Source organism: Mycoplasma sp. 1018B, assembly GCF_024582675.1.
Taxonomy (GTDB): Bacteria; Bacillota_I; Bacilli_A; order Mycoplasmatales; family Metamycoplasmataceae; genus Mycoplasmopsis.
In genome coordinates, this window is record NZ_CP102084.1 from 414200 (window position 1) to 437235 (window position 23036).

Consider the following 23036-nt stretch of genomic DNA (forward strand, 5'->3'; position numbering starts at 1 on the left):
TTAATTTTTTATTTAGTATTGAAAAATAAATATAATAAATTCTTTTTAAATACGTTTTGTTTTATATCAAAAACGTATTTTATTTTTTGTTATTTGTTTTTTACTTTTTTATCTTTTAAATTCAATTTTATGTTTTCAATTCATTTTTTTATTTAAAACTATTTTCTAATAAAATCTTTATATGATAGAATTCTTATAAATTTTTATTAGTAATATATAAAAAATTTTTAAATATTTATTTAATTTTTTGCTTAGTTTTTTAAAAATTATTTTAATGTATTTATAAATAAAATTAAAAAATACCTTCAAAGTTTACTAAATAAAGAAAATTATATCTTTTTAATTAGCAAATTTTGAAGGTATTTTATAATAAATCATTCTTTTTATTATTTTGATGCTTTAAATTTTCATTGTCATTCATGTGCAAACATAATCACTTCATCTATTAAAGGTTGAACAAGAAAATTTCACTCTGAAGAATTTGTATCGAAGAAATTAATAAGTGTTTGTAAATCATTAATCAAAGTTTCAAAAACATAATTACCATTAACTTTTTGTGAAACATGTTCATTAATTAAAGATATTTTTTTTGCTTCTTCAAAGCTGCCAATAGCTAAATTGTCTAACATAACTATTTTTTCTGCCACTGCATCTATTTGTTCATTAGTTTGATCAAAAAATTTATCTAATTCTTCATGTGTTTCAAAAAAATTGATATCTTTTAAATTTCAATGAAAATTTTTAATTTTAATAGCTAATAATAATAAAGTAGATTGCAAAATTTTTAATAATTCAATATTTTTATTCATTTTTATCCTTTTCAACATTTTGTTGATAATTTTCATCTTGATTAGAATTTAAAAATTGTTCATTTTCATTACTATTTTTAGTTTCTTTTTTTGTTTTAAAAATAATCAAAAGAAAATAAATAATATAACTAATTGCCCCTAAAAAAACAAAAACATCAGCTAAATTAAAAGTGCCTAATTGTTTTCCTCTTCATTTTTCTAAAAAAGGAATAAACAAAATATCTTTAACCATTCCTCCTTCAAAAAAGAAGCGATCAAGCATATTACCAGCAGCCCCAGAGGAAATTAAGGCTACAATTATGATTAAGATTTTTTTATCACTATAAAAAGGAACACTAAAAAAGATAAGTATCATCAATATGCTAATAGTTTGTATAAGAGCTATAACTAAAGTGTTATCTTTTCAAGGTAAAATAGTTACTCCTCTATGCCCTATTGATCTAATCCCTATAATTCCTAAATCTGCTTTAACAATAAATGTTCCATCAGTATGAGTATCATTTCATTCAAACAAAAACGTTTTAGTTAATTGATCTAATAGTAAAAAGACAACTAAAATAATTATAAACAATAAATATTTATAAATTAAATTTTTATAATTTTGACGATAAAAGATAAATTTATTTATATGTATTTTTTTTAATTTAATTCAATTCTGAGAAAAAAAAATCTTAATTTTGTTTTTCATATTGTTCCATTATTTTAAAACATAAAGGACATAAATCATCTTTTATTAAAATAGGTAAAAAGTGGTTTCAACATCTTAAACATTTTTGAGAAGTAAATGTTTCAACTTTTAATTCATTACCAAATTCTAACAATCCTACCATTAGTAATTGTTTTAAATCTAAAGATTTAATAAATTCACTATTTGTATTAATAATTAATTTAGCTTCATTGGTTCTTTTGATTAAATTATTTTGAATAGCTTGTTCTAATTTGATATTAATAAGATTTCTAAATTCAAAAAATTCTTTTCATTGAGTAATTAATTCATAATTAATTTCTTCAACAACATTTAAACTTTCTAAATGAACAGATTCTTTTTTATCTAATTTATCAAAATATTTATAAGCATCTTCAGCTGTTGTAGGTAAAATCGGAGCTAAAGCAATAATTAAAAAATCAAGAATTTCATATATATTTGTTAAAATCATTAATCTATTTAATGAATTGAATTCTTCTACATATAAAACATCTTTAGATATATTTAAATAAAATGAGGATAGTTCAATAACATAATTATTTAAAATTTTAACTACATTTATAAATTTATATTCATCGTATGCTTCAATAACTTGTTTTTTAATTTCTGCTAATTGTTCTTTTATGTAAGCATGAACACCTGTTCTTTTAAGATTAGGATCATAAGTAAATCCATTTAAATTACCTAACATAAATTTAATAGTGTTTCTAAATTTACGATAAATTTCACTGTTTTGATTTAAAATGTTATCACCAATGGTTACATCATTTGTATATTCGCTATTAGCTACTCATAATCTTAATATATCGGCCCCGTATTTTTTAATAACTGCTAAAGGATCAACTGTATTACCTTTAGATTTAGACATTTTAGTACCATTTTGATCTAATACAAAACCATGACTAACTAATTCTTTATACGGAGCTACGTTTTGATATGCTACAGAGTTGATTAATGATGAATTAAATCATCCTCTATATTGATCACTTCCTTCTAAATATAAATCATAAGGAGCTTTAATATTTTCATCTATATTTACAGCAAAAGAAGTTGATCCCGAATCAAATCAAACATCCATTATGTCGCTTTCCTTGGTATAGTTTAAATTTCTATATCTTTCAGGTAATAAATCATTGGTTTTTTTAGATCATCAAATATTAGGACCTTCTTTTTGGATTAAATTAATTACATAATCAAAAATTTCTTCTTTAATAACTGGTTTATTATCTTGATCATAAAAAATAATTATTGGAACACCTCAACTTCTTTGTCTTGAAATAGTTCAATCATTACGATCAATAATCATATTAGTTAATCTTTTTAAAGCTCAATCTGGATATGTTTTAACATTTGAAAGTTGATTAACAATTTTTTCTTTTATTTTATCAATTGAAACAAATCATTGTGGAGTTCCTCTAAATAGAATAGGTTTATGTGTTCTTCAATCATGAGGATATTGGTGATTAATTTTATCAGCTTTTATTAATTTTTGTGCATTTAATAAATCTTGAATAATAAATTCATTTGCTTTTTCATAAAAAATATTTTCATATTTTAAACCATTTTCATTAATAACGCCGTTATCATTAACATGCATAATCATTTGTAAATTATTTTTAATTCCTATTTTAAAATCATCTTCACCAAATAATGGAGCAATATGCACTAACCCTGTTCCATTTTGAGCTGAAACATGATGCCCTAACACAATAGGAGCAATTAAATTATTAAGAGGACTTTGATATTCTAATTTAAGTAATTCATTCGCATTGAAAGTATTAATTATTTCTAAATTTGTTCAATTTAATTTATTTTTTAAACTTTCTATTAAATCATTTGCTACTATAAAAATACGCTCATCAACTTTAACTCTACTATATTTAATATCTAAACCAACAGCCACTGCAGCGTTTGCTAATAATGTTCATGGAGTAGTAGTTCAAATAATTAATTCATCTCCATTTTGTATTAATTGACTGTTTTTATTATCAATTATTTTTAAAGCTACAAAAATTGAAGGAGAAATAATATCTTTGTATTCTACTTCAGCTTCTGCTAAAGCACTTTGAGAAGAAGGCGATCAATATACCGGTTTAAGTCCTTTATAAATTAATCCGTCAAACACCATTTTTTTAAATAATTTTAGTTGTTGTACAACAAAATTAGTGTCTAAAGTTACATAATATTTAGAAAAATCAGTTAATAATTGCATTTGTTTAAATTGTTCTTTTTGTATTTCTACTTGTTCTAACGCATATTGTGCTGCTTTTTCTCTAATTAATAATGAATCGGTTTTTTTAACGTCTAAATTAAGAACTTCAAGCATTTTGTGTTCAATAGGCATTCCATGAGTATCTCATCCAGCAACAAAGGGCGAATAATATCCTCTAAGAGATTTATAACGAACAATAATGTCTTTTAAAATTTTATTTAAAGCATGTCCAATATGCAAATTACCATTCGCGTATGGCGGACCATCATGTAAAATAAAACTTAAATTATTTTTGTTTAATTGTAATCTTTTTTGATAAATTTTATTATCTAATCAAAATTGTCTAAATAATGGTTCTTTTTCAGTTAAATTAGCTTTCATTTCAAAAGATGTTTTAGGCATATTTAAACTATCTTTATAATTTTTTTCAGACATTTTTTCTCCTATAAATTTCTTAAATAAAAAATTTTAATATATATTAATATATTAAATAACAACTAGCATAATTATAAAACAATAACTCAAATTTAAAAGCACTTAAAATAAATAAAAAACAATGCTAATATTAGCACTGTTAGATCTTAAAAAAGAAATGGAGGAGATGACGGGAATCGAACCCGCATAGTCAGCTTGGAAGGCTGAAGTTCTACCATTGAACTACATCTCCATGTTCAGTAATATTATAATATAATAATTTTTATATTTTTGAAAAATATTAAATAAATTTAAAAAAATATTATTAAAAAAATTAATATTTTACATATATTTTTTTCTTCATTTATAATTAAATAATAAATGTTAATTAATAGAGGTTAATTTTATATTATGCAGGAAAATAAATACAATCCAATTGAAAATACTGAAAATATTGAAATTATCAAAAATGAAAAAAATTTTAAAATTTTTGATAATCAAAAAAAAGTTTATACAGACCCAGATAAAATTTTAAGTTCTTCAACTTATAAAGTAGTAAAAATTGAACAAAGATTAAAATTATTTTTAACTTTGTTTTCTCTTTTATTTTTTATAATTAGTAGCATTTTATTTATTTTAATATATTTAGAAGTAGGTTGAATATTTAATCAAAAATATGACGGATATTTAGTTTTATTGGGTTTTATAATGTTTTTCTCTCTTGTTTTTTGCTTAAAAAACTTTATTGAAAAAATAAAATGAGATAAAACTATTAAAAATATGAAAAATTCAACTAGAAATGGCGATTATTCATATGATCATATTTTTTATATAACATATAAAAAAATTATTTTGAAAAATGTTAATTTACTATGAATATCTATTTTTATCATTACCTATTTAGGAATATTTACTTTAATTCTTTATGGTATTTACACAAGTGGTGTTTGAGAAATAGGAAAAGATAGCGAAGTATTTAATTTAAAAATCGATTGAAAATTAATTTTAGATAATGCTTTTGGAAATACTATAAATTTATGTATTATAAATTGTGCAATACTAATTGCTGTAGTAGTCTTTTATACAATTATTAGTTTAATTGATAAAAAAAGACTTAGTGACATAGAAGTTAATTTTTCAGAAAAAGCAACAGAGTTAATTAATGCAACAAGCAAAGAAAAAAATGATCGTAATAAATTATGAGTTAAAATTTATATTGTTTGTGTATTACTAACTATTTTATTACCTATACTAGTAGTTCTAATATTATTTTGAAAAAAAGTAATTAGAAGAAAAAAATAAACGTTTGTTAAAAAACGTTTTTTTATATAAAAAAAAGGATAAAAAAACACTTTTTGGTGGTAAACTTAATATATAATAACAATTTAATAAAAAAGGAGTAATAATGAGAACTATTACAATGGGTGGTAAAACACTACATTTACAAGGCAACGAAGTAGAATTAGGACAACAATTAAAACTTGTTGGAGCTAAAGCGGGAACTTTTGCTCAAGCCGAAGCAGAAAGAACTCATAAATATGCTGTTTTAACTGTTTTCCCATCTATTAATACTTCAGTTTGTGATTTACAAATTTTAGAATTGGGTAAAATTAGTGAAAAACATCCTAATTTTGATTATATTTCTTTTTCTGTAGATTTACCTACCGCATTAATTGATTATAAAAATATGCATCCTACAGGAAATGTTGAAATGTATTCTGATTATTATAATAAAGAAGTTTCTAATCAATTAGGTTTGTTGATAGATGAATTACACATTAATGCAAGAGCTATTTTTATATTAGACGAAAATAACAAAGTTCTTTATAAACAAATTAACTCTGAAGTTAAAGATCAAGTAGATTTTGAATTATTTACTAAAGAATTAATTAAATATGAATAATAAAAAATACAACTTAAATGTTGTATTTTTTATTATTTTAGGCAATCGGTCTAATTAAATCATAAAAAATTTTTTTAATAGGAGTTTGTTTTGTCATGTGAATTTTCTTATTAAATAAAACTGATTTAGATTTATAATTTTCAATTATATTTTTTAAATCTATTACTGCTGAACCAGTGATAATATCCATTAATTCATATTGAGCATACATAGAACGCATATCCATGTTTGAAGAACCAAAAAAAGCTATTTCATCATCGATTAAACCGCATTTAGAATGAATAAAAGTATCTTTATATAAATATATTTTTAATCCATATTCCTCTAATTTAATTAAAGAATTTATACTACTATTTCAAATTAGTTGTTTGTCTGCATAACCTGGAAAATATACTTCTATTTCAACATTAGAAAACAACATTATTTTCAAAGCATTAAATAATGAATCGGGTACAGAAAAATAAGGAGTAACTATTTTAATAGTTTTTTTAGCTTTAGTTATTAATCCTAAAAGATTGTATTCTAAATAACTAGAATCGTACACTGGAGAATCAGTAGTTAAAATAGAATTTGCATTATTTATTTCATTATTAGTTAAATTAAAGTAATTTGAAGGTAACACATTTAAATTAGTATTTTTATTAGATCATAAATATCATGATCTAATAAATTGTAAAATATAAGAATTAATAGCTAAACCAGTAAGTTTATAATTAAGATCAATTCAATCTCCATATTTTTTTGATAAACTTATGTATTCATCACTTATATTGCAACCACCAGCAAAAACAATTTTTTGATCAATAATATAGAATTTTTGATGATTGCGATAAAAATTTTGAGAATGAATAAAAGGATAAACCAATTTAGAAATAAAAATAATTTCAATATTGCCATTAATCAACAGTTCTTTAAAATATTTATTTTTACTAGTTAAAGTACGGCCAAAATCGTCAATTAATCAATAAATTTTTATTCCTCTACTGGCTCTTTCAATTAATATATCTAATAATTCTTGTAAAATTTCACCAGGTTTAATAATGTATGACATTATAAAAATAGTCTTTTTGGCTTTTTTTAATTGTTGAAATAATTCATTGAAATAATCACTAGTATATTGATAAAATTGATAATTTCCTGGTAAAATTAAACTTTTATTTAGTTGTTTGAAATAATCTAAATTGTCTTCTTTAACTAAAAAGTTTTTAAATTGTTCACTATAATTATTTAAATTAAAGATTTTATCTTTAATCATTTTTTTTTCTTTTTTGTTTTTATATTTATTACCAAAAGTTAGATAAAATAATACTCCAACCACTGGAAAAAGAAAAAAGAAAATTAATCAAGATAATTTAGAAGAAGCAGGTCTGAATTGACTAAAAATAGTTAATGCAATAATAAGATTAATTAAATATGCTAAAAAAGTAAAAAAAATGAAGAAATGAACTGTGGATACAAATGTAAAATATAATATTCCTGCAACTAAAGCAAGAAATAATAATATTTCTAAAATGTAAATAATTCAGTTAAAAGATTTCTTCATAATTAAATAAATTATTATTTAGTAGATGTTTTTTTATTAGCATATTTATATGAATCTCTTACACGTCCATTTTCTCCGTGTACATAAACTGTTCCAGATCTTTTTTCAGCTAATGATCTAGCATATGCTATTGCTTCTTTTTGAGTAGGAAATAATTTTGTGGCTCTTTCATTACCACTTCCTTTTACTTGTCATTCATCACTGCCTTTTTTAGGTGTAACATGGTAATTTTTAACTTCTTTTTTTTCATTTTCTGTTTCAATTATTTTAGCCATATTTCTCCTTATTATAGTCCTATATAAATAATTATATTATTTAATAAAAATTAAGAAATTAAATATTTTTATATGGTTGATCTAAAAGGTGAATTATATTTTTAAAATTTGTTTGTTTGTTTTTTGAAAATTGATTGATTTGATTATTTAAAGTAATGGCAAAAACTTGTTCATCCAAGTGTGGAATTTCTAAAATAGGAACTTTAAGTTGTTGATAATTAATTCAGTCACTTCATTTTATATCACTGGTAATTATTAAATCAGCTCCTTGATAAAAATGTTTATTAACATCAACTATATATCCAGAACCAGATAATATAACTATTTTTTTCAACAATAAATCATTATAATTATCCTTTAAATTAGTTCTAAAAGAATGCAAATTTAATTCGTTTTTAATTAAAGAAATTAAATCGTTCATTTTAATTGAAGTTTCAAGCACTGCAGCATATTTATCATCATTATTAATAATTTGATTAGATAAACCTAATTGGGCTGCTATTCTTTTTGAAGTTCCAAAAGCAGCTGAATCAAAATTAGTATGTAATGCTAAAACGTTAATTCTTTTATCTTTTAGTTTATCAAGAATTTCTTTTTTATAAGGAGCATGTAAAAATTCATCTTCTCAAGTTTGATAAAATTTAAAAGGATGATGAACTAAAATTAAATTAGCATTTATTTCTAAAGCTTTTTCTAAAACTTCTTTTGTTAAATCTATTGAGCTAACAACTCCATTTAATTTTTCTGATAAGTTAAATTTAACTGAAAAACCAGATGGATCTCAAATTTCTTTATTTTCAAGTGGATATAAATTTAATAAATAATTAGTTAATTTTCTTATTTGCATAACAATATATTATCTTGAAAAATCTTTTAATAATTTACCGTAAACAGAATTATTTTTAATTTTTTTGAGAATCTTATTTTCTATTTGTCTAATTCTTTCTTTAGAAACTCCTCTTTCTTGAGATAATTCTTCTAAAGTATGTACACGATATTTATTATTATTGTCATTTGGATTTTCACCCACGCCATAACGTTTACAAATTAATTCATATTCACTAGCGTCTAAGACTTTTTTTAATATTGAATTAAGATTTTCGATTAATTCTTCGTTTGTTGCATAATCAACAGGATTAACAACATTTTCATCTTTAACAAAGTCACTAAATGACGAATCATTTTCTTTACCTATTTGTTTATCCAAAGAAATAGGATCTATATTAATTTTTCTTATATAACGAACTTTTTCAGCATCGTAACCCGGTCCAAATCTTTCTGCTATTTGTTCATCAGTTGGTTGATTTCCTAATTCTTGCTGTAATTCTCTTTCTACTTTACTTAATTTATTTATTGTTTCAACCATGTGAACAGGAACACGAATTGTTCTGGCTTGATCTGCTACTGCTCTAGTAATAGCTTGTCTAATTCATCAAGTAGCATATGTTGAAAATTTAAAACCCGTTTGAACATTATATTTTTTTACTGCTTTTAAAATACCAGAATTGCCTTCTGAAATTAAATCAATAAAACTTAAACCACGATTTTTATATTTTTTAGCATTATTAATTACTAAACGTAAATTTCTTTTTATTAACTTATCTCTTGCTCTTTTACCTTTAAATCCACCTTTACCCATTTCAATAGCTAATTTTTCTTCTTCTTCTTTGGTTAATAATTTTCCATACTTACCAATTCAACGCATATATCATTTAACTATATCATTAGTTTCGGTTAATTTATTTCTTAATTCTTTAGCGCTTTTTTTATTATCTTCTTCCAAATCTAAAGTAATATCTTTATCTTCAAAATCTTCTAATTCCAAACTATTTACTTTATTTTTTTTAGCTTCTTTATTTTTGTTATCGTCGTTGTTATATTCGTCTTCTTCGTCCTCAGCATAACTTTTTTCATCTGAATAATCATCTTCATCATCATAACTATAAATATCATCTTCATAATCATCATAATCATATGAATAGTCATCTAAATAATCTGATACTTCATTATCATAGGAATTATTATAGTCATCATCATTATGCTGATTTTTCTTACTTAATTTATTTTCTTCTTCTTCATAATAATCATCGTCATCATAATCATCATCAAAGTCAAAATCAGTATTGGAAATATCTAAATTTTCATCATCAATAAGTTTTTCATCTTCAATATTTAGTAATTCTTTATCAATATCAATATTATCAATTTCATCTAAAATAGAAATTTCTTTTAATGAATCTAAGTCTAAATCATCGCTATTAATGAAATCATAATCGCCACTATCACTTTCGTCAATCATTATATTATGATTAATTAATAGACTTAGCATTTGATCCATTTGTTCATCTGGAATTTCTACTTGTATTTTAGTCAAATATTCAAAAACCTCTTCTTGACTTAATAATTTTTTCTTTTTCTTTTTAGCATATTTTTTTAATAAATCAATAACAACTGTTAATTCTGAATCGTTTGTTTGAATTGTTTTATTTTTAGCCATTAAACTTTTTCCTCCTCATTTTTATTAGCGTCAGAAATAACGTTTCTAGCTTTATTGTAGGCGTTATTTATTACATTTTTTAAAGTTGAACTATTATGATCACTAAATACTTTAGTAAAACTATTATTTACTTTGTCAGTTAATTTGGTTGTGTCTAAATCTAATATTTTTTTATTAATTTTAATTAATTCTTTTAAAGTAGCAATTAACAATTCTTCTTTTGTGGAATTATTTTTTATTGCTTGTTTTTCATAAGCTATTCCTATATCATCAAAAAAGGAATTAATATTTATGTCATTAAAATATTTAGTTACTTCATTTGGTCAAATATTATAATCATTATTATTTTTTATGTATTCAAAGATAAATTCATATTCTTTTCTATTTATAGAATTTTCATTAATTAATTTACCATTAAGTTCATTTTCCACTGAATAAATAAATATGTCTTTTAAAAAAGGATGATTTAAAACTAGATAAAATAAAGTATCTATTCATTTATTATCAGTAGAAAATTTATTTTTATTTTTTTTATTAAATAGTATTTTCTGACTTGAATTAATATTTTCGTTTTTGTCTACATAATCATTAAATGTAGATTTTAAATTTGTCACTTTAGAATTATTTTTTGATTTTAGATTTAAATTAAAATTAAATTCTTTGTCAATTTTTTTAGAATAAAAATCAATTAAATTTTGTGGTAAAAATATTAAATATTCTGAAATTTGCTCCACAAAATTTTTTATGCTATTTAAAGAATTAGATTCGTTAGGAATTAAATTATTTTCTTTAACAAAAAAATCATATAAATAATCTAAACCATTTGAAGAATTATTAATTAAGTTTTTTAAATAATTTTCTCCTTTGTGATTTAACAATTCATCTGGATCCATTTGTGAAGTATTAACAACAACATCAAAAGATATATTATTTTTTATTAAAAAATGACTAATTTTAATAGTTGCTTTAATACCTGCATTATCTCCATCAAGAAAAAGAATAATTTTTTTGTCTTTAAGTAAATGATAATGTTCATTAGTTAAAGCTGTTCCCATTAATGCAATAGCATTTTTAAAACCAACTTTATATAAGGCTATTACATCAAAAAAACCTTCACATAAAATTAATTTATTATCTAAACTATTTTCAATAGCATTTGCATAATTATACAAAATTGTTGATTTTTGAAATAAGGAACTTTCGGCACTATTTAAATATTTAGGACTACCTTCTTTTATAACTCTGGCACTAAATCCTATAATTGAATGATTTTGATCTTTTATTGCAAAAGTTATTCTATTATTAAAGGTAAAATTATTATTTATATTTAAAATGTTAGTTTCATATAAAATATCATCATTATTTGTTAATTCTGAATGAAATATATTTTTAAAACTATCGAAATTAGCATAACCTATGTCAAAATAATCAATTATTTCTTGATTCAAAAAACGTTTTTCAAAAAATTCTTTTAGTTGATAATCATTTTTTAACTTTAATTTAAGTTCTAATTTAAAAAAGGAATTTAATCTATTTAAAAAATCGATTTGTTCTAATTCTTTATCGTTATATAAACTAATTTTATTGATATTTTTTAAATGTGAAATATCAAAATTATATTTATATGCCAATATTTCTAAAGCTTCTAAGCGTGAAATTTTTTTATATTTTTCTATAAAAGTAATAGCATTACCACCAGCCAAACAAACAAAACATTTAAAAATCTGTTTTTCAGGCGAAATAGTTAATGAAGGATCTGAATCTGCATGAAAAGGACATAGACATACATAACTTCTGCCTTTTTTTGTTAATGTTAAATATTGTCCAATAACTTCGACAATATCAACTTTATTTAATAAATATGAATAAAAAGTATTATTCATTTAATCACCTTCATTTAATTTTATTTAGTATCTTAATTAAAAATAATTTTTTAAATCTGAAATTGAAATTCTGATTTGTTTCATTGTATCACGATTTCTTAAAGTTACCATTTGATCATTCAAAGTATCAAAATCAATTGTTAAACAATAAGGAGTACCAATAGAATCTTGTCTACGATATCTTTTTCCTATAGAACCGTTTTCATCGTATATAACTGAAATGCCTAAATCAATAAGTTCATTATAAATGCTTAAAGCTTTTTCATTTAATTTTTTAACTAAAGGTAAAACAGCAAATTTATATGGAGCTAAATGATTTGCTAATTTTAGAATTATTCTAGTTTCATCATTTTCTAATGTTTCTATTTCAAATGCATCAATTATTATAGACAATAATAATCTGTCTAAGCCCATTGATGGTTCAATAACATAAGGAATATATTTTTCATCTGTAGTAGGATCAAGATATTCTAAAGATTCTCCAGTAGCTTGCATATGTGCCTTTAAGTCAAAATCAGTTCTATTAGCTATTCCTAATAATTCTCCTCAACCGAAAGGAAATAAAAATTCAATATCGCTAGTAGCATCAGAATAGTGGGCTAATTCATCTTTTGTATGCTCTCTTATTCTAAGATTTTCTTCTTTAATACCTAATTTTTTTACAAATTCAAAACATTTATTGACATAAAATTTAAAAATATCTTTTGCTTCTTGAGGGTGACAAAAAACCTCTAATTCCATTTGTTCAAATTCTCTAGTTCTAAAAATAAAATTTCCTGGAGTTACTTCATTTCTAAAACTTTTTCCAATTTGGCCAATACCCATTGGTAATTTAGCTCTCATGCTTCGAAGTACATTTTTAAAATTTATCATTATTCCTTGGGTTGTTTCAGGTCTAAGATAAATAAGACTTTTATTATCTTCTACTACCCCTTGTTTAGTTTCAAACATTAAATTAAATTTTTTAATATCACTTCATTTTGTTTTAACATTTTCATAAACAGGCATATTTATTTCTAAAAATTGTTTTATTTCAGCATTGGTCATTTTTTCAGGAATTAAATTTTCATTTATTTCTTGAACTAATTTATCGGCTCTATATCTTTTACCATTATTTAAATTCTCAATTAAAGGATCACTAAAATTTCCCACATGTCCTGATGTTACTCACACTTGTGGATTCATTAATATTTTAGTATCTAACAAATAATTATTTTTTTCTTTAGTAATAAATTCTTTTTTTCAAAGTTTTGCTAAATTATCTTTTAAAATACTTCCTAAAGGGCCATAATCTCAAGTGTTTGATAATCCACCATATATTTCACTGCCTTGGAAAATATAACCACTATTTTTAAGATGATTAATTAATGTTTGCATATTTTTTTCTTTATTTGTCATTATGAATTAATCCTTTTTTGATTGTTTTAATATTTTATAAAAAGATAAAAAAGCCAACAAGGCCTTTTTATTAAACTTTAATTAATTTTAGTAAAAATTATAAACTCCTGCTAATTGTAAAATTCCTAAAATTATTCCTATTGTAATACCTATAGCAACTAAAAGTAAAATATATTTAACTATTTTTCTTGTTTTACTTACTTCTTTTCTATTAGTATCATCTAAAACTAATTGAGTTTTTGTAATATATTCAATATCAGTTGTTTGTTGTTTGCCTGTTCAAAATTCTGGCATAAATAATGTATTAACTGTTGGAGAAAATTCTTTAGGTGTTTCTTTTGAAACTGTTTCTGCTATATTTTGCTCTTGAACAACATCAGAAACTTCTTTAACTAATTCATTTAGATCATTAATAATTGCTACACCGTATTTAGAAGGATCAATTATATAATCTACTGGATAATCATAAAGATTTTCTTTTACAAAACCAATGTGTTCTAAACCAACTAAAACAAAAGATGTTTCATATGCTAAAGAGATTTTTTGTTCTTTTTCTTCGTTATAATAATAAGCAAAAAATTCAGGTAAATTTGCAAAATTATCATCAATTTTTAATTTTGATAAAATACTTTCCTGTACTTTTATTATAAGTTTATGTACTTTAAATATAAGTTCTTTAATTTCTTCATTTTCAAAATTTGTTATCGTTGTAACATTGTCATTTAAATGATCAAAATTTTGTGAAATTCTTAAATAATCTTCTTTAGAAATATTTTGAACTTCTAAAATTTTATCTAATTGACGTAATTTTGTTAAGTATAAAGCTAATGAATCTAATTTTTTATTTGTTTCTAATTTTGCGAATTCTTTATAAACTACAGTATAGCCAGGTTTGTTTTCTTTAATAATATATTCGGTAGTGTTTTCTTTGTTTTCTAATTCTTGTTGTAAATTATTTATTTGTTCTTCGTATTTTGCTTTTAATTGATTTACTTGTTCTAAGTCAACCATTTCCTTACGTGATTTTTTAGCTATTTCTAACTCAGGAGGAAAATAATTGTTTGGATCATGCAATAATACAAAATCTAATTCTTGTGTTTCACTTTTTAAATGATCATAATTAACTTGAAAAGTAGTTGGGCTAATTCCAAATTCTTGACAAAGTCCTTCATAAGTTTCGCCGCCGTCAAAACCTTTAATTTTAATATAATTATTTCAATCATTTTCTTCGTTATCAATAGTTAATTGTCCACCAAAAATTTTGTTGTCATTATGAAATCAAATTGAAGTTTCAAATTTAAGAAGCATATATCATTTAATAGCTTCAGATCTAGTTTTAAATTTAGCTAATCCATTTTTTAATTTTGGATGTTTTAATAATCAAGGATAAGTTGAATCTTGTTTTGGTTCAAAGTAACATATAAGTCTTTTCATAATAATCCTTTTTAAATTTTATTTTTATTTTATTAAAAATAATAAATTAATCACTATAATAAGTATCTTAATTATATTATTTAATTATTTTTTTTATATTTAAAAAAACAAAAAAGACTGAATTTATTATAAATTACTTTTAAATTAATGAATATATAAACGTTAGATATATAATATAAATTATGATTTCAAAAGGTAATATTATTTTAACTAAAATCATTGCTATTACTGCTAAAGGAATAGCAACAGAATATAAAAATTTCAATTTTTTTATTCCTAAAAATTTTTTATCTGATTTTTCTAAAAAAGAACTTTTAAATAATTTTACTATTGGGCAATATATTTATGTAAAAATTGAACATATTGACAATGATAATTTACAAGGAATAGCTAATTTTAAAATTTTACATCCTTTATATATTAAAAATCAAAAAAGTTATAACTTAGTTGAAACTAAAAATGGTTTTAAAAATTTAAAAAAACATCTTTTGAATGAAATAGAGTAAAAAATGGCTAAAATAGAATTAAAAACTTTCAATTATTATCCAGATTTTAATAATATTAATTTAGTTAATAAGTTAAAAAAAATTCAGGAAGATATTACTTATTATAATGTTGAAAGTTTTGAACATTTAAGTTTTCACGAACTAGCATTAAATTTTTCTGAATATAATCTGGGCAGAATAAAAGATTTAACAAATAGGATATTAGATTTTAATACTAAAGATTTAATTATTATAACAACTAAAAATATTATTGCTATTTGAAATATAATTGATAATTTTCTTTTACAAACTGATTTAATGAAAGATAATCAAATTAAATATTATTTTATTGACATGGAAAATGCCAATAATGAATTATTTGAGCAATTTTTTAAAATAAAAATTTTATTAAATAAAAAAACTACAAAAATTATTTATGCTTCTTTAGAAAAATATAATAATTATGCATTAGAAATTATTAATTTATTTATAAATGAATTTCAAAATAATTTTGGTTATTATCAGGCTTTAAATAATATTTTTTTAGTAGTTAAAGAAGATGTTGAATTACAGTTAAAATATTTAGATGTAAAAGAGGAAAATAGATTGATTATTCCCTCAATAATACATAATAATTTTGCTTTTTTCAATGAAATTATTTTAATTTTGTCTTCTTTAAAACACTTGAATATTAAAGAAATGTTAACTGGATATTCTTTAGCTGCAAATGAATTTACTACTTTTGAAGCACAACAAAATATTGCTTTCCAATTGGCTTATATAAATCAAAATTTAAAAACTCAAAAAAATACATTATTAATGATAAGTTTAGAGTCAAAATTAGAAGCATTGTTAAAATATCAAACTAATCTTAAATATAAAAACATTTTTAATAAACAAATCCTAAATAATTTATTAATTCCTAATGACTTAAATGATGTTAATCAATATTTATTAAATTATAAAGATTATTATGTTAATTTGTTTTATATAACAAAAGAAAAATTTAATTATAGATTGAATGATGAATTATATTTAAAAGATTTACCAGTAAAACTTAAAGAAAATAAATTAAGTAATCTTAATTTAAAAATAAAAAAGAGTTATATTAATAGTTTGACGACACTTAATAATTCAGCTTTTGTTTTAATTAAAATTTTGGGTGAAGATGAATTTATTTTAGGACAATTAATTGCTTTAATATATTGAGAACAAATTTTTAATTTATATTTAGAAAATAAAGATCCTTTTATTTTTTGAGGGCAAAATGAATAAAATAATTAATTTAAATACAAATTGTTTTAATGATAAAGAGCTTTTAAATAAATATCTTAAATGAGTTACTAATAACTTAAATAAATTTTTCAATAAAGAAGAATTATTTTTTCAAAACAATGATAAATATTCTGAAAAAATTCAAAATAATATAGATCAAATTTTTTCGCTTTGAAATCAAGAAAATATTAGAAAAATTGTAATAATTGCAAATAGTTCCATAATTAAAAATATTACTTTTTTGCAAGAAGCTTTAGAATTGATAAACAAAAAAAATAATAGAAAATTAATTTTTGTTGATGAAAATACGAATACTGATAATTTAATTTATTATCTTTCTTTAGTAGATAAAAATAAATTTGCAATTTACTATATTAACTATAAAACCAATGATATAGTTTTAGATATTTTATTTAGAGAATTTAGAAAACTATTAGAAAGTCAATGAGGAATTCAAAATAGTAGAAAATTTATTTGTTTTATAGGAAATAAAAATAACAACATATTTAACGAATTAATAAATAATAATTATCAAACAATTCTTTTTTCTAATGATTTAAATGAGAAATATTTAACGTCTAATTGTATTATTTTAAGTTTATTTAATTCTAACTTTGATAAAAAATTATTTTTTAAAGGTTTAAATAAAGTAAATTATGAATTCTTTAGTAAAAAAATTGATAATGATACTTGTTTATATTTTTTAGCAATTAAAAAAATAAATTCACAATATTATCAATTTGAAAATATTCGTAGCTCACAAAATTTAACTAATTTTGAAAAATGATATAAACAATTATTTTCAAATATAGAAAACAATGGTTTTTTTATACATAATTATTTAATTTATAAAGAAAGTGATTATGATTATTTGAATTATTTACAAGATAATAAAAAAATTAGTTTTTCTTTTTGAAATTTTAAAAATAATCAATCATTAACTAAATATGAGTGAATTGAAAAACAAAATAATCTAAATAAATATGTAAATAATTGTTTGCCTTTTAAAATAAATGTAAATAATCTGTTAAAAGAACAAAAAAGAACAATTCAAGAGAATTTAAATTTTGAAATCAATATAGAAAATGAAATGGATTTAGGTTATTTTGTTCGTTTTATGGAATATTTAACTTTTATTTATGAATTTATTCAAAAACAAAATAACTCTAACACAGCAATTTTAAATGAACTATTTAAAAATAATATTATTAAAGAAATTAAATAACATTATAAAATTAATTAGTATAAAAATATCAAAATGAGGTTTTTATGGTTAAAAAGGTAATTTTAGGAATGTCTGGTGGTGTAGATTCTTCGGTTGCAGCATATTTATTAAAGCAACAAGGATACGATGTTGAAGGCTTATTTATGAGAAATTGAGATTCTTCTTTAAATAATGATTTTCTTGGGAATGAACATATCAATCAAAGCATTTGTCCTCAAGAACAAGATTATCAAGATGCAATATTAGTAGCTAATAAATTAAATATAAAACTACATAGAATAGATTTTATTCAAGAATATTGAAATGATGTTTTCGAAAATTTTATTCAAGAATATGCTAAAGGCAGAACTCCTAATCCTGATATTTTATGTAATAAATATATTAAATTTAAAGCTTTTGCAGATTATGCTTTTACTAATTTAAAAGCTGATTATATAGCAATGGGGCATTATGCAAAAGTAGAAAATGGTAATTTATATAGAGCCAAAGACCAAGATAAAGATCAAACCTATTTTTTAGCTCAATTAACTCATAAACAATTAGAAAAAGTTTTAATGCCTTTAGCTAATTATTCAAAAAAAGAAATTAGAAAAATAGCTGAAGAACAAAATTTAGCTACTGCTAAAAAGAAAGATTCAACAGGAATATGTTTTATAGGCGAAAGAAATTTCACCAAATTTTTACAAAATTATATTCCAATGAAGCCAGGAAATATAGTAAGTATAGTTACCAAAGAAAAAATTGGTACACATGAAGGTTGTTATTATTATACTCTTGGACAAAGAAAAGGATTAAATTTAGGTGGAATGAGTGAAGCTCACTATGTTTGTGGAAGAAATGTAAAAGAAAACATTTTGTTTGTAGCGCCGAGCTCTAATTTAAATTATTTAATTTCTGATGAATTATTGGCTTCTCAATTAAATTTAAATAATAATGATTTTAATTTCGACAACCTAACTGCTAAATTTCGTTATAGACAAAAAGATACTAAAGTAAACATTAAAATTTTAGAAAATAATCAAATTAAAGTATATTATCCTCAAGGAGCTCAAGCTGTTACACCTGGGCAACAAGTTGTTTTTTATGATGGTGATAAATGTATAGGTGGAGCAATTATTGAAAAAATATATTTTCAAAAAAACGAATTAAATTACGTGTAAAAAGGAATAAAATGAAAAGACTAACTTCAAAAGAAATAAGACAAAGTTGAATAGACTTTTTTAAAAGTAAAGATCATTTAGAAATTTCATCAAAATCTTTAATTCCTGTAAATGACCCTTCATTATTATGAATTAATTCTGGAGTTGCAACTTTAAAAGACTATTTTTCAGGTAAAAAAATCCCACCTAAAAATCGCTTAGTTAATAGCCAAAAAGCAATTAGAACCAATGATATTGAAAATGTTGGAAAAACAGCAAGACATCATACTTTTTTTGAAATGCTCGGTAATTTTTCAATAGGTGATTATTTTAAAAAAGAAGCAATTGAATATGCTTTTGAATATTTGACTAAAATTTTAGAAATTAAAAAAGAAAAATTATATTTTACTTATTATAAAGATGATTTAGAAACAAAAGAAATTTGAATGAGTTTAGGTATTAAAGAAAATCATATCATTGCAGGTGATAAAAAAACTAATTTTTGAGATGTGGGAAATGGACCTTGTGGTCCTAATACCGAAATATTTTTTGATAGAGGCGAAAAATATGATAAAAGAGGTTTAGAATTATTAATTAATGATATAGAAAATGATCGTTACATTGAAATTTGAAATATTGTTTTTTCAACATTTAATAACGATGGAGAAAATAACTATACAGAATTAAAACAAAAAAATATTGATACCGGCGCAGGCTTTGAAAGATTAGTTTCTATTTTACAAGATGCTCCTACCAATTATGATTCAGATTTATTTGCAGATATAATTAATAAAATTCAATCATTTACAACTTACAAATATAAAAGCGAAAATTATTTTATCAAAGAAGAAAATCAAACTCTAATTAATCAAAATTTTAAGGTTATAGCAGATCATATAAGAACAGTTGTTAATGCTATAGCAGATGGCGCTAAAATTAGCAGTTATGGTCGCGGTTATATTATAAGAAGATTAATTCGCAGATCAATTTACAAGGCTAAACAATTAAATATTATTGATACTTTTCTTTATAAATTGGTTCCTGTAGTACACGATTCACTTCCTTTTGAATATGATATAGAATATGTAGCTAAAATTATTAAACAAGAAGAAGAATTATTCCATAAAACAATTGAAAAAGGCAAAACTATTTTAGAAGAATATTTAAAAAATAATAAAAAAGAAATAGACGGTTATTTTGCTTTTAAAATGTTAGATACTTATGGTTTTCCTATTGAATTAACTAGCGAAATAGCTCAAGATTTTAAATTAAAAATTAATCTAGAAGAATTTGAAAAAGCTAAAAAAGAACACGCTAATAAATCAAGAGGAGAAAAAATGGAAGGAATGAAAGAGGTAATTAATTCATTAAATTTAATTAAAAATAAAATTGACAATTTTATTGGTTATACACATTTAGAATCAGAATCAAATGTTTTAATGTTATTAAATAAAGAAAATTCCATTGATCAAGCTGATAAAGAGCAAATTTCATATTTAGTTTTAAATCAAACACCATTTTATGCTACAGCCGGGGGACAAAATCATGATGAAGGATATTTAATTCAAAATAATCAAAAAATAATTATTTTAGATGTATTTAAAGATAAATTTGGCAATCATATTCACAAAGTACAAGGAAATATTAATAATAAAGATTTAATAAAATGTTTTGTTGATAAAGAAAAAAGATTAAATTTAGCCCGCAATCATTCAGCAACTCATTTAGTTTTTAGTGTTTTAAGAAAAGTTCTTGGACCACAAATTCAACAATTAGGTTCAGATATAACTTATGAAAGATTTACTTTTGATTTTCCTGCGGAAGAAAAACCATCTGATGAACAAATTTTAGAAATAGAAAAAATAATGCAAGAAATTATTAAAAGTAATATTAAAAGAGAATATATTATAACAACTACAGAAAAAGCTAAAGAAATGAACGCTATTATGACTATTGAAGAAACAGAATATATGGATCAAAATAATGTACGTTTAGTTAAATGAGGAAACATCACCAGCGATTTATGTGGCGGTACTCATTTGGAATATAGTTCTCAATTAGAAAATTTTAAAATTGTTGCTGTTGAAAGAAAACAAGCAGGAATATTTAGAATAAGAGTAGTTACTTCAAATAAATTAGTAGATAAATACTATCATGAACAGTGTGATTTTTATTTAAAAGAGTTAAATAATTTAATTTCTAAAGTAAAACAATTAAATTCAAATTATCAATTAGAATATTCTTTTGATAAACTGGATAATTTTAATAAGTATAAATTAATTAACAAATTAATTTTAAAAGTAAGAGATGATTACAAAATATTTAATAAAGAAAAAGCAACTATAAACTTTGATTATGATAATATAAACTTTATAAATATTAATGGTAAACAAATATACTTAAATTTAGATTTAGATGCAACACAAATTAAAATAATTGCTTCAACTTTAAGAGAAAAATATCCTAATTCTTATGTTTTCTTAGGAGCAAAAAACAATAATAAATTATTATTAGTAGTAGCAACTAAAGTTTCAAATGCTAATCTTTTATTTAAACAAATAGCTGAAAAAACCCAAGGTAGAGGTGGTGGTTCACCAATATTAGCAATGGGAACAATCGACTTATTAAATAATTTAGATCAAATAATTATAGAAATTTTAAATAATGCGTAAAATATCTTTAGATATTGGCACTAAAACTTGTGGTTTTGCTATAAGTGATCAAACCAATAACATTGCGATTTCATTAGAAACTATCTATTTTGAAGAAAATAATTTGGAAAAAATAATTTATGCACTAAAAGAATATTTTTTAAAATATCAAATTAATCAAATTATCATAGGTCTACCTTTAAGAAGTAATGGTGATAAAAGCGAAAGAAGTAAAATGATAATTGATTTTGCACAAAAAATAAAAAAAATATTTACACAAGAAATATTATTTGTAGAAGAATATGGTTCAACAATCAAAAGTATCAATATTCTAAAAAGTGCTAATCTATCTATAAAAAAAAGAAGAGAATTAAAAGATACTGTGGCTGCTAAAATTATTTTGCAAGATTTTTTAGACTATGGAGGTAAAAAAATTGAACAATATCTTGAATAAATATTTTTTAGATACTCAAAATTTTAATAGTCAAACTCAGCAAAATAATAATAATTTAATCAAACTAATTTTATTGATTTCAATTTTTGTTGTTATAGCTATTGCTTTTATAACTTTTATTATTATTAAATTAAAAATTAAGAAAATAAAAAAAGAAATATTTAATAAAGAACTTGCTCAAACAAAGTTAAACATTTTAGAATTAAGAGGAGAAGAATTAGCTACTGCTCCTTTAGATTTAAAAAAATTTTTTAAAATTAAAATTGATGATTATGATTTAGAAAATTTAATTAATTCAACCTATTTAAATAAATCAAAAAAAAATTTATTAATTGGCGAAAATATTGAATACGAGTATGCTACAATGCAATACTTAGCACAAGGAGAAAATAGCATTATAAGCAATAATTTTGATATAAAAAATTGAAATAATGCTGTATTAGAATATCCAAATTATTTTAATAAAAAAACACATATAATTAATCAAACTAATGAATTATTTAATTTAATAATTGCTATTAATTCTAACTTAACTAATAATCAAATTTTTGAAAAATTTTTTTTAAATTTAAATAAAAATGGTTTATTAATTATTTGCCAAAAAAATCAAAGTAAAACTGATTTAAAACAACTAATTAGTAAATTAAAATATCAAAATATTCGTTATGAAGTAAGTTATGTTAAAAATAAATTTTTATATATAGTAAAAGATTAAAATAATTAATAATATTAT

General features: G+C 21.7%; 19 protein-coding genes and 1 tRNA gene. 9 read left to right on the plus strand and 11 right to left on the minus strand.

All coding sequences use genetic code 4. The features are described from left to right. Positions 1-386: 386 nt before the first annotated feature. From NPA14_RS01585 to NPA14_RS01600, 4 genes are all read right to left on the minus strand, one after another. Positions 387-809 (minus strand): DNA starvation/stationary phase protection protein, encoded by a 423-nt coding sequence (locus tag NPA14_RS01585; protein ID WP_257075621.1) that lies wholly within the window; start codon positions 807-809, stop codon positions 387-389. Further along, positions 802-1497, minus strand: a complete 696-nt coding sequence (locus NPA14_RS01590; RefSeq protein WP_257075622.1) for a signal peptidase II — start codon at positions 1495-1497, stop codon at positions 802-804. The genes NPA14_RS01585 and NPA14_RS01590 overlap by 8 nt, the downstream gene beginning before the upstream one ends. Next, positions 1481-4162 carry an isoleucine--tRNA ligase gene (ileS, locus tag NPA14_RS01595; RefSeq protein WP_257075623.1) on the minus strand — a complete coding sequence of 894 codons (2682 nt, stop codon included), beginning with the start codon at positions 4160-4162 and terminating at the stop codon, positions 1481-1483. Before ileS ends, NPA14_RS01590 begins: the two co-directional genes overlap by 17 nt. Positions 4163-4320: 158 nt before the next feature. Continuing rightward, positions 4321-4394, minus strand: a tRNA-Gly gene (locus NPA14_RS01600). Positions 4395-4552: 158 nt separating this feature from the next. Between NPA14_RS01600 and NPA14_RS01605 the strand changes: the two genes are divergently transcribed. Both NPA14_RS01605 and NPA14_RS01610 read left to right on the plus strand, forming a co-directional pair. Next, a complete protein-coding gene (locus tag NPA14_RS01605) occupies positions 4553-5443 on the plus strand; it encodes an MSC_0882 family membrane protein (RefSeq protein WP_257075624.1) in 891 nt (296 codons plus the stop codon). A 103-nt stretch (positions 5444-5546) separates the two neighbouring features. Then, a complete protein-coding gene (locus NPA14_RS01610; protein ID WP_257075625.1) occupies positions 5547-6044 on the plus strand; it encodes a redoxin domain-containing protein in 498 nt (165 codons plus the stop codon). Between the two features lie 37 nt (positions 6045-6081). Here the strand turns inward: NPA14_RS01610 and NPA14_RS01615 are convergent, their stop codons facing one another. From NPA14_RS01615 to NPA14_RS01645, 7 genes are all read right to left on the minus strand, one after another. Further along, positions 6082-7587, minus strand: a complete 1506-nt coding sequence (locus NPA14_RS01615; protein ID WP_257075626.1) for a phospholipase D-like domain-containing protein — start codon at positions 7585-7587, stop codon at positions 6082-6084. A 14-nt stretch (positions 7588-7601) separates the two neighbouring features. After that, positions 7602-7862 (minus strand): DUF2188 domain-containing protein, encoded by a 261-nt coding sequence (locus NPA14_RS01620; protein WP_257075627.1) that lies wholly within the window; start codon positions 7860-7862, stop codon positions 7602-7604. A gap of 58 nt (positions 7863-7920) precedes the next feature. Then, positions 7921-8709 carry a Nif3-like dinuclear metal center hexameric protein gene (locus tag NPA14_RS01625; RefSeq protein ID WP_257075628.1) on the minus strand — a complete coding sequence of 263 codons (789 nt, stop codon included), beginning with the start codon at positions 8707-8709 and terminating at the stop codon, positions 7921-7923. A 9-nt stretch (positions 8710-8718) separates the two neighbouring features. Then, entirely contained in the window at positions 8719-10359 is a 1641-nt protein-coding gene (locus NPA14_RS01630; protein ID WP_257075629.1) for an RNA polymerase sigma factor, read from the minus strand. Next, complete coding sequence (gene dnaG, locus NPA14_RS01635; RefSeq protein WP_257075630.1) at positions 10359-12242, minus strand: DNA primase; 1884 nt, start codon at positions 12240-12242, stop codon at positions 10359-10361. Before dnaG ends, NPA14_RS01630 begins: the two co-directional genes overlap by 1 nt. Positions 12243-12278: 36 nt before the next feature. Beyond that, on the minus strand, positions 12279-13640 hold the full coding sequence (locus NPA14_RS01640; RefSeq protein ID WP_257075631.1) for a glycine--tRNA ligase: 1362 nt from the start codon (positions 13638-13640) through the stop codon (positions 12279-12281). 87 nt (positions 13641-13727) lie between these two features. Beyond that, complete coding sequence (locus tag NPA14_RS01645; protein WP_257075632.1) at positions 13728-15074, minus strand: MAG3090 family protein; 1347 nt, start codon at positions 15072-15074, stop codon at positions 13728-13730. A 182-nt stretch (positions 15075-15256) separates the two neighbouring features. Here NPA14_RS01645 and NPA14_RS01650 point away from each other — a divergent pair, with 182 nt between their 5' ends. From NPA14_RS01650 to NPA14_RS01680, 7 genes are read left to right on the plus strand one after another with little or no spacing between them, the layout of a single operon-like run. Next, on the plus strand, positions 15257-15580 hold the full coding sequence (locus tag NPA14_RS01650; RefSeq protein ID WP_257075633.1) for a hypothetical protein: 324 nt from the start codon (positions 15257-15259) through the stop codon (positions 15578-15580). Between the two features lie 3 nt (positions 15581-15583). After that, positions 15584-16834, plus strand: coding sequence for a hypothetical protein (locus tag NPA14_RS01655; RefSeq protein WP_257075634.1), 1251 nt, complete (start codon positions 15584-15586; stop codon positions 16832-16834). Next, positions 16827-18059 carry a hypothetical protein gene (locus tag NPA14_RS01660; RefSeq protein ID WP_257075635.1) on the plus strand — a complete coding sequence of 411 codons (1233 nt, stop codon included), beginning with the start codon at positions 16827-16829 and terminating at the stop codon, positions 18057-18059. Before NPA14_RS01655 ends, NPA14_RS01660 begins: the two co-directional genes overlap by 8 nt. 44 nt (positions 18060-18103) lie before the next feature. After that, positions 18104-19219 carry a tRNA 2-thiouridine(34) synthase MnmA gene (gene mnmA, locus NPA14_RS01665; protein WP_257075636.1) on the plus strand — a complete coding sequence of 372 codons (1116 nt, stop codon included), beginning with the start codon at positions 18104-18106 and terminating at the stop codon, positions 19217-19219. 11 nt (positions 19220-19230) lie between these two features. Beyond that, positions 19231-21870, plus strand: coding sequence for an alanine--tRNA ligase (gene alaS, locus NPA14_RS01670; protein ID WP_257075637.1), 2640 nt, complete (start codon positions 19231-19233; stop codon positions 21868-21870). Next, positions 21863-22303 carry a Holliday junction resolvase RuvX gene (ruvX, locus tag NPA14_RS01675; protein ID WP_257075638.1) on the plus strand — a complete coding sequence of 147 codons (441 nt, stop codon included), beginning with the start codon at positions 21863-21865 and terminating at the stop codon, positions 22301-22303. The genes alaS and ruvX overlap by 8 nt, the downstream gene beginning before the upstream one ends. Continuing rightward, complete coding sequence (locus NPA14_RS01680) at positions 22269-23018, plus strand: BC85_0335 family putative methyltransferase (RefSeq protein ID WP_257075639.1); 750 nt, start codon at positions 22269-22271, stop codon at positions 23016-23018. Before ruvX ends, NPA14_RS01680 begins: the two co-directional genes overlap by 35 nt. Positions 23019-23036: the final 18 nt, after the last annotated feature.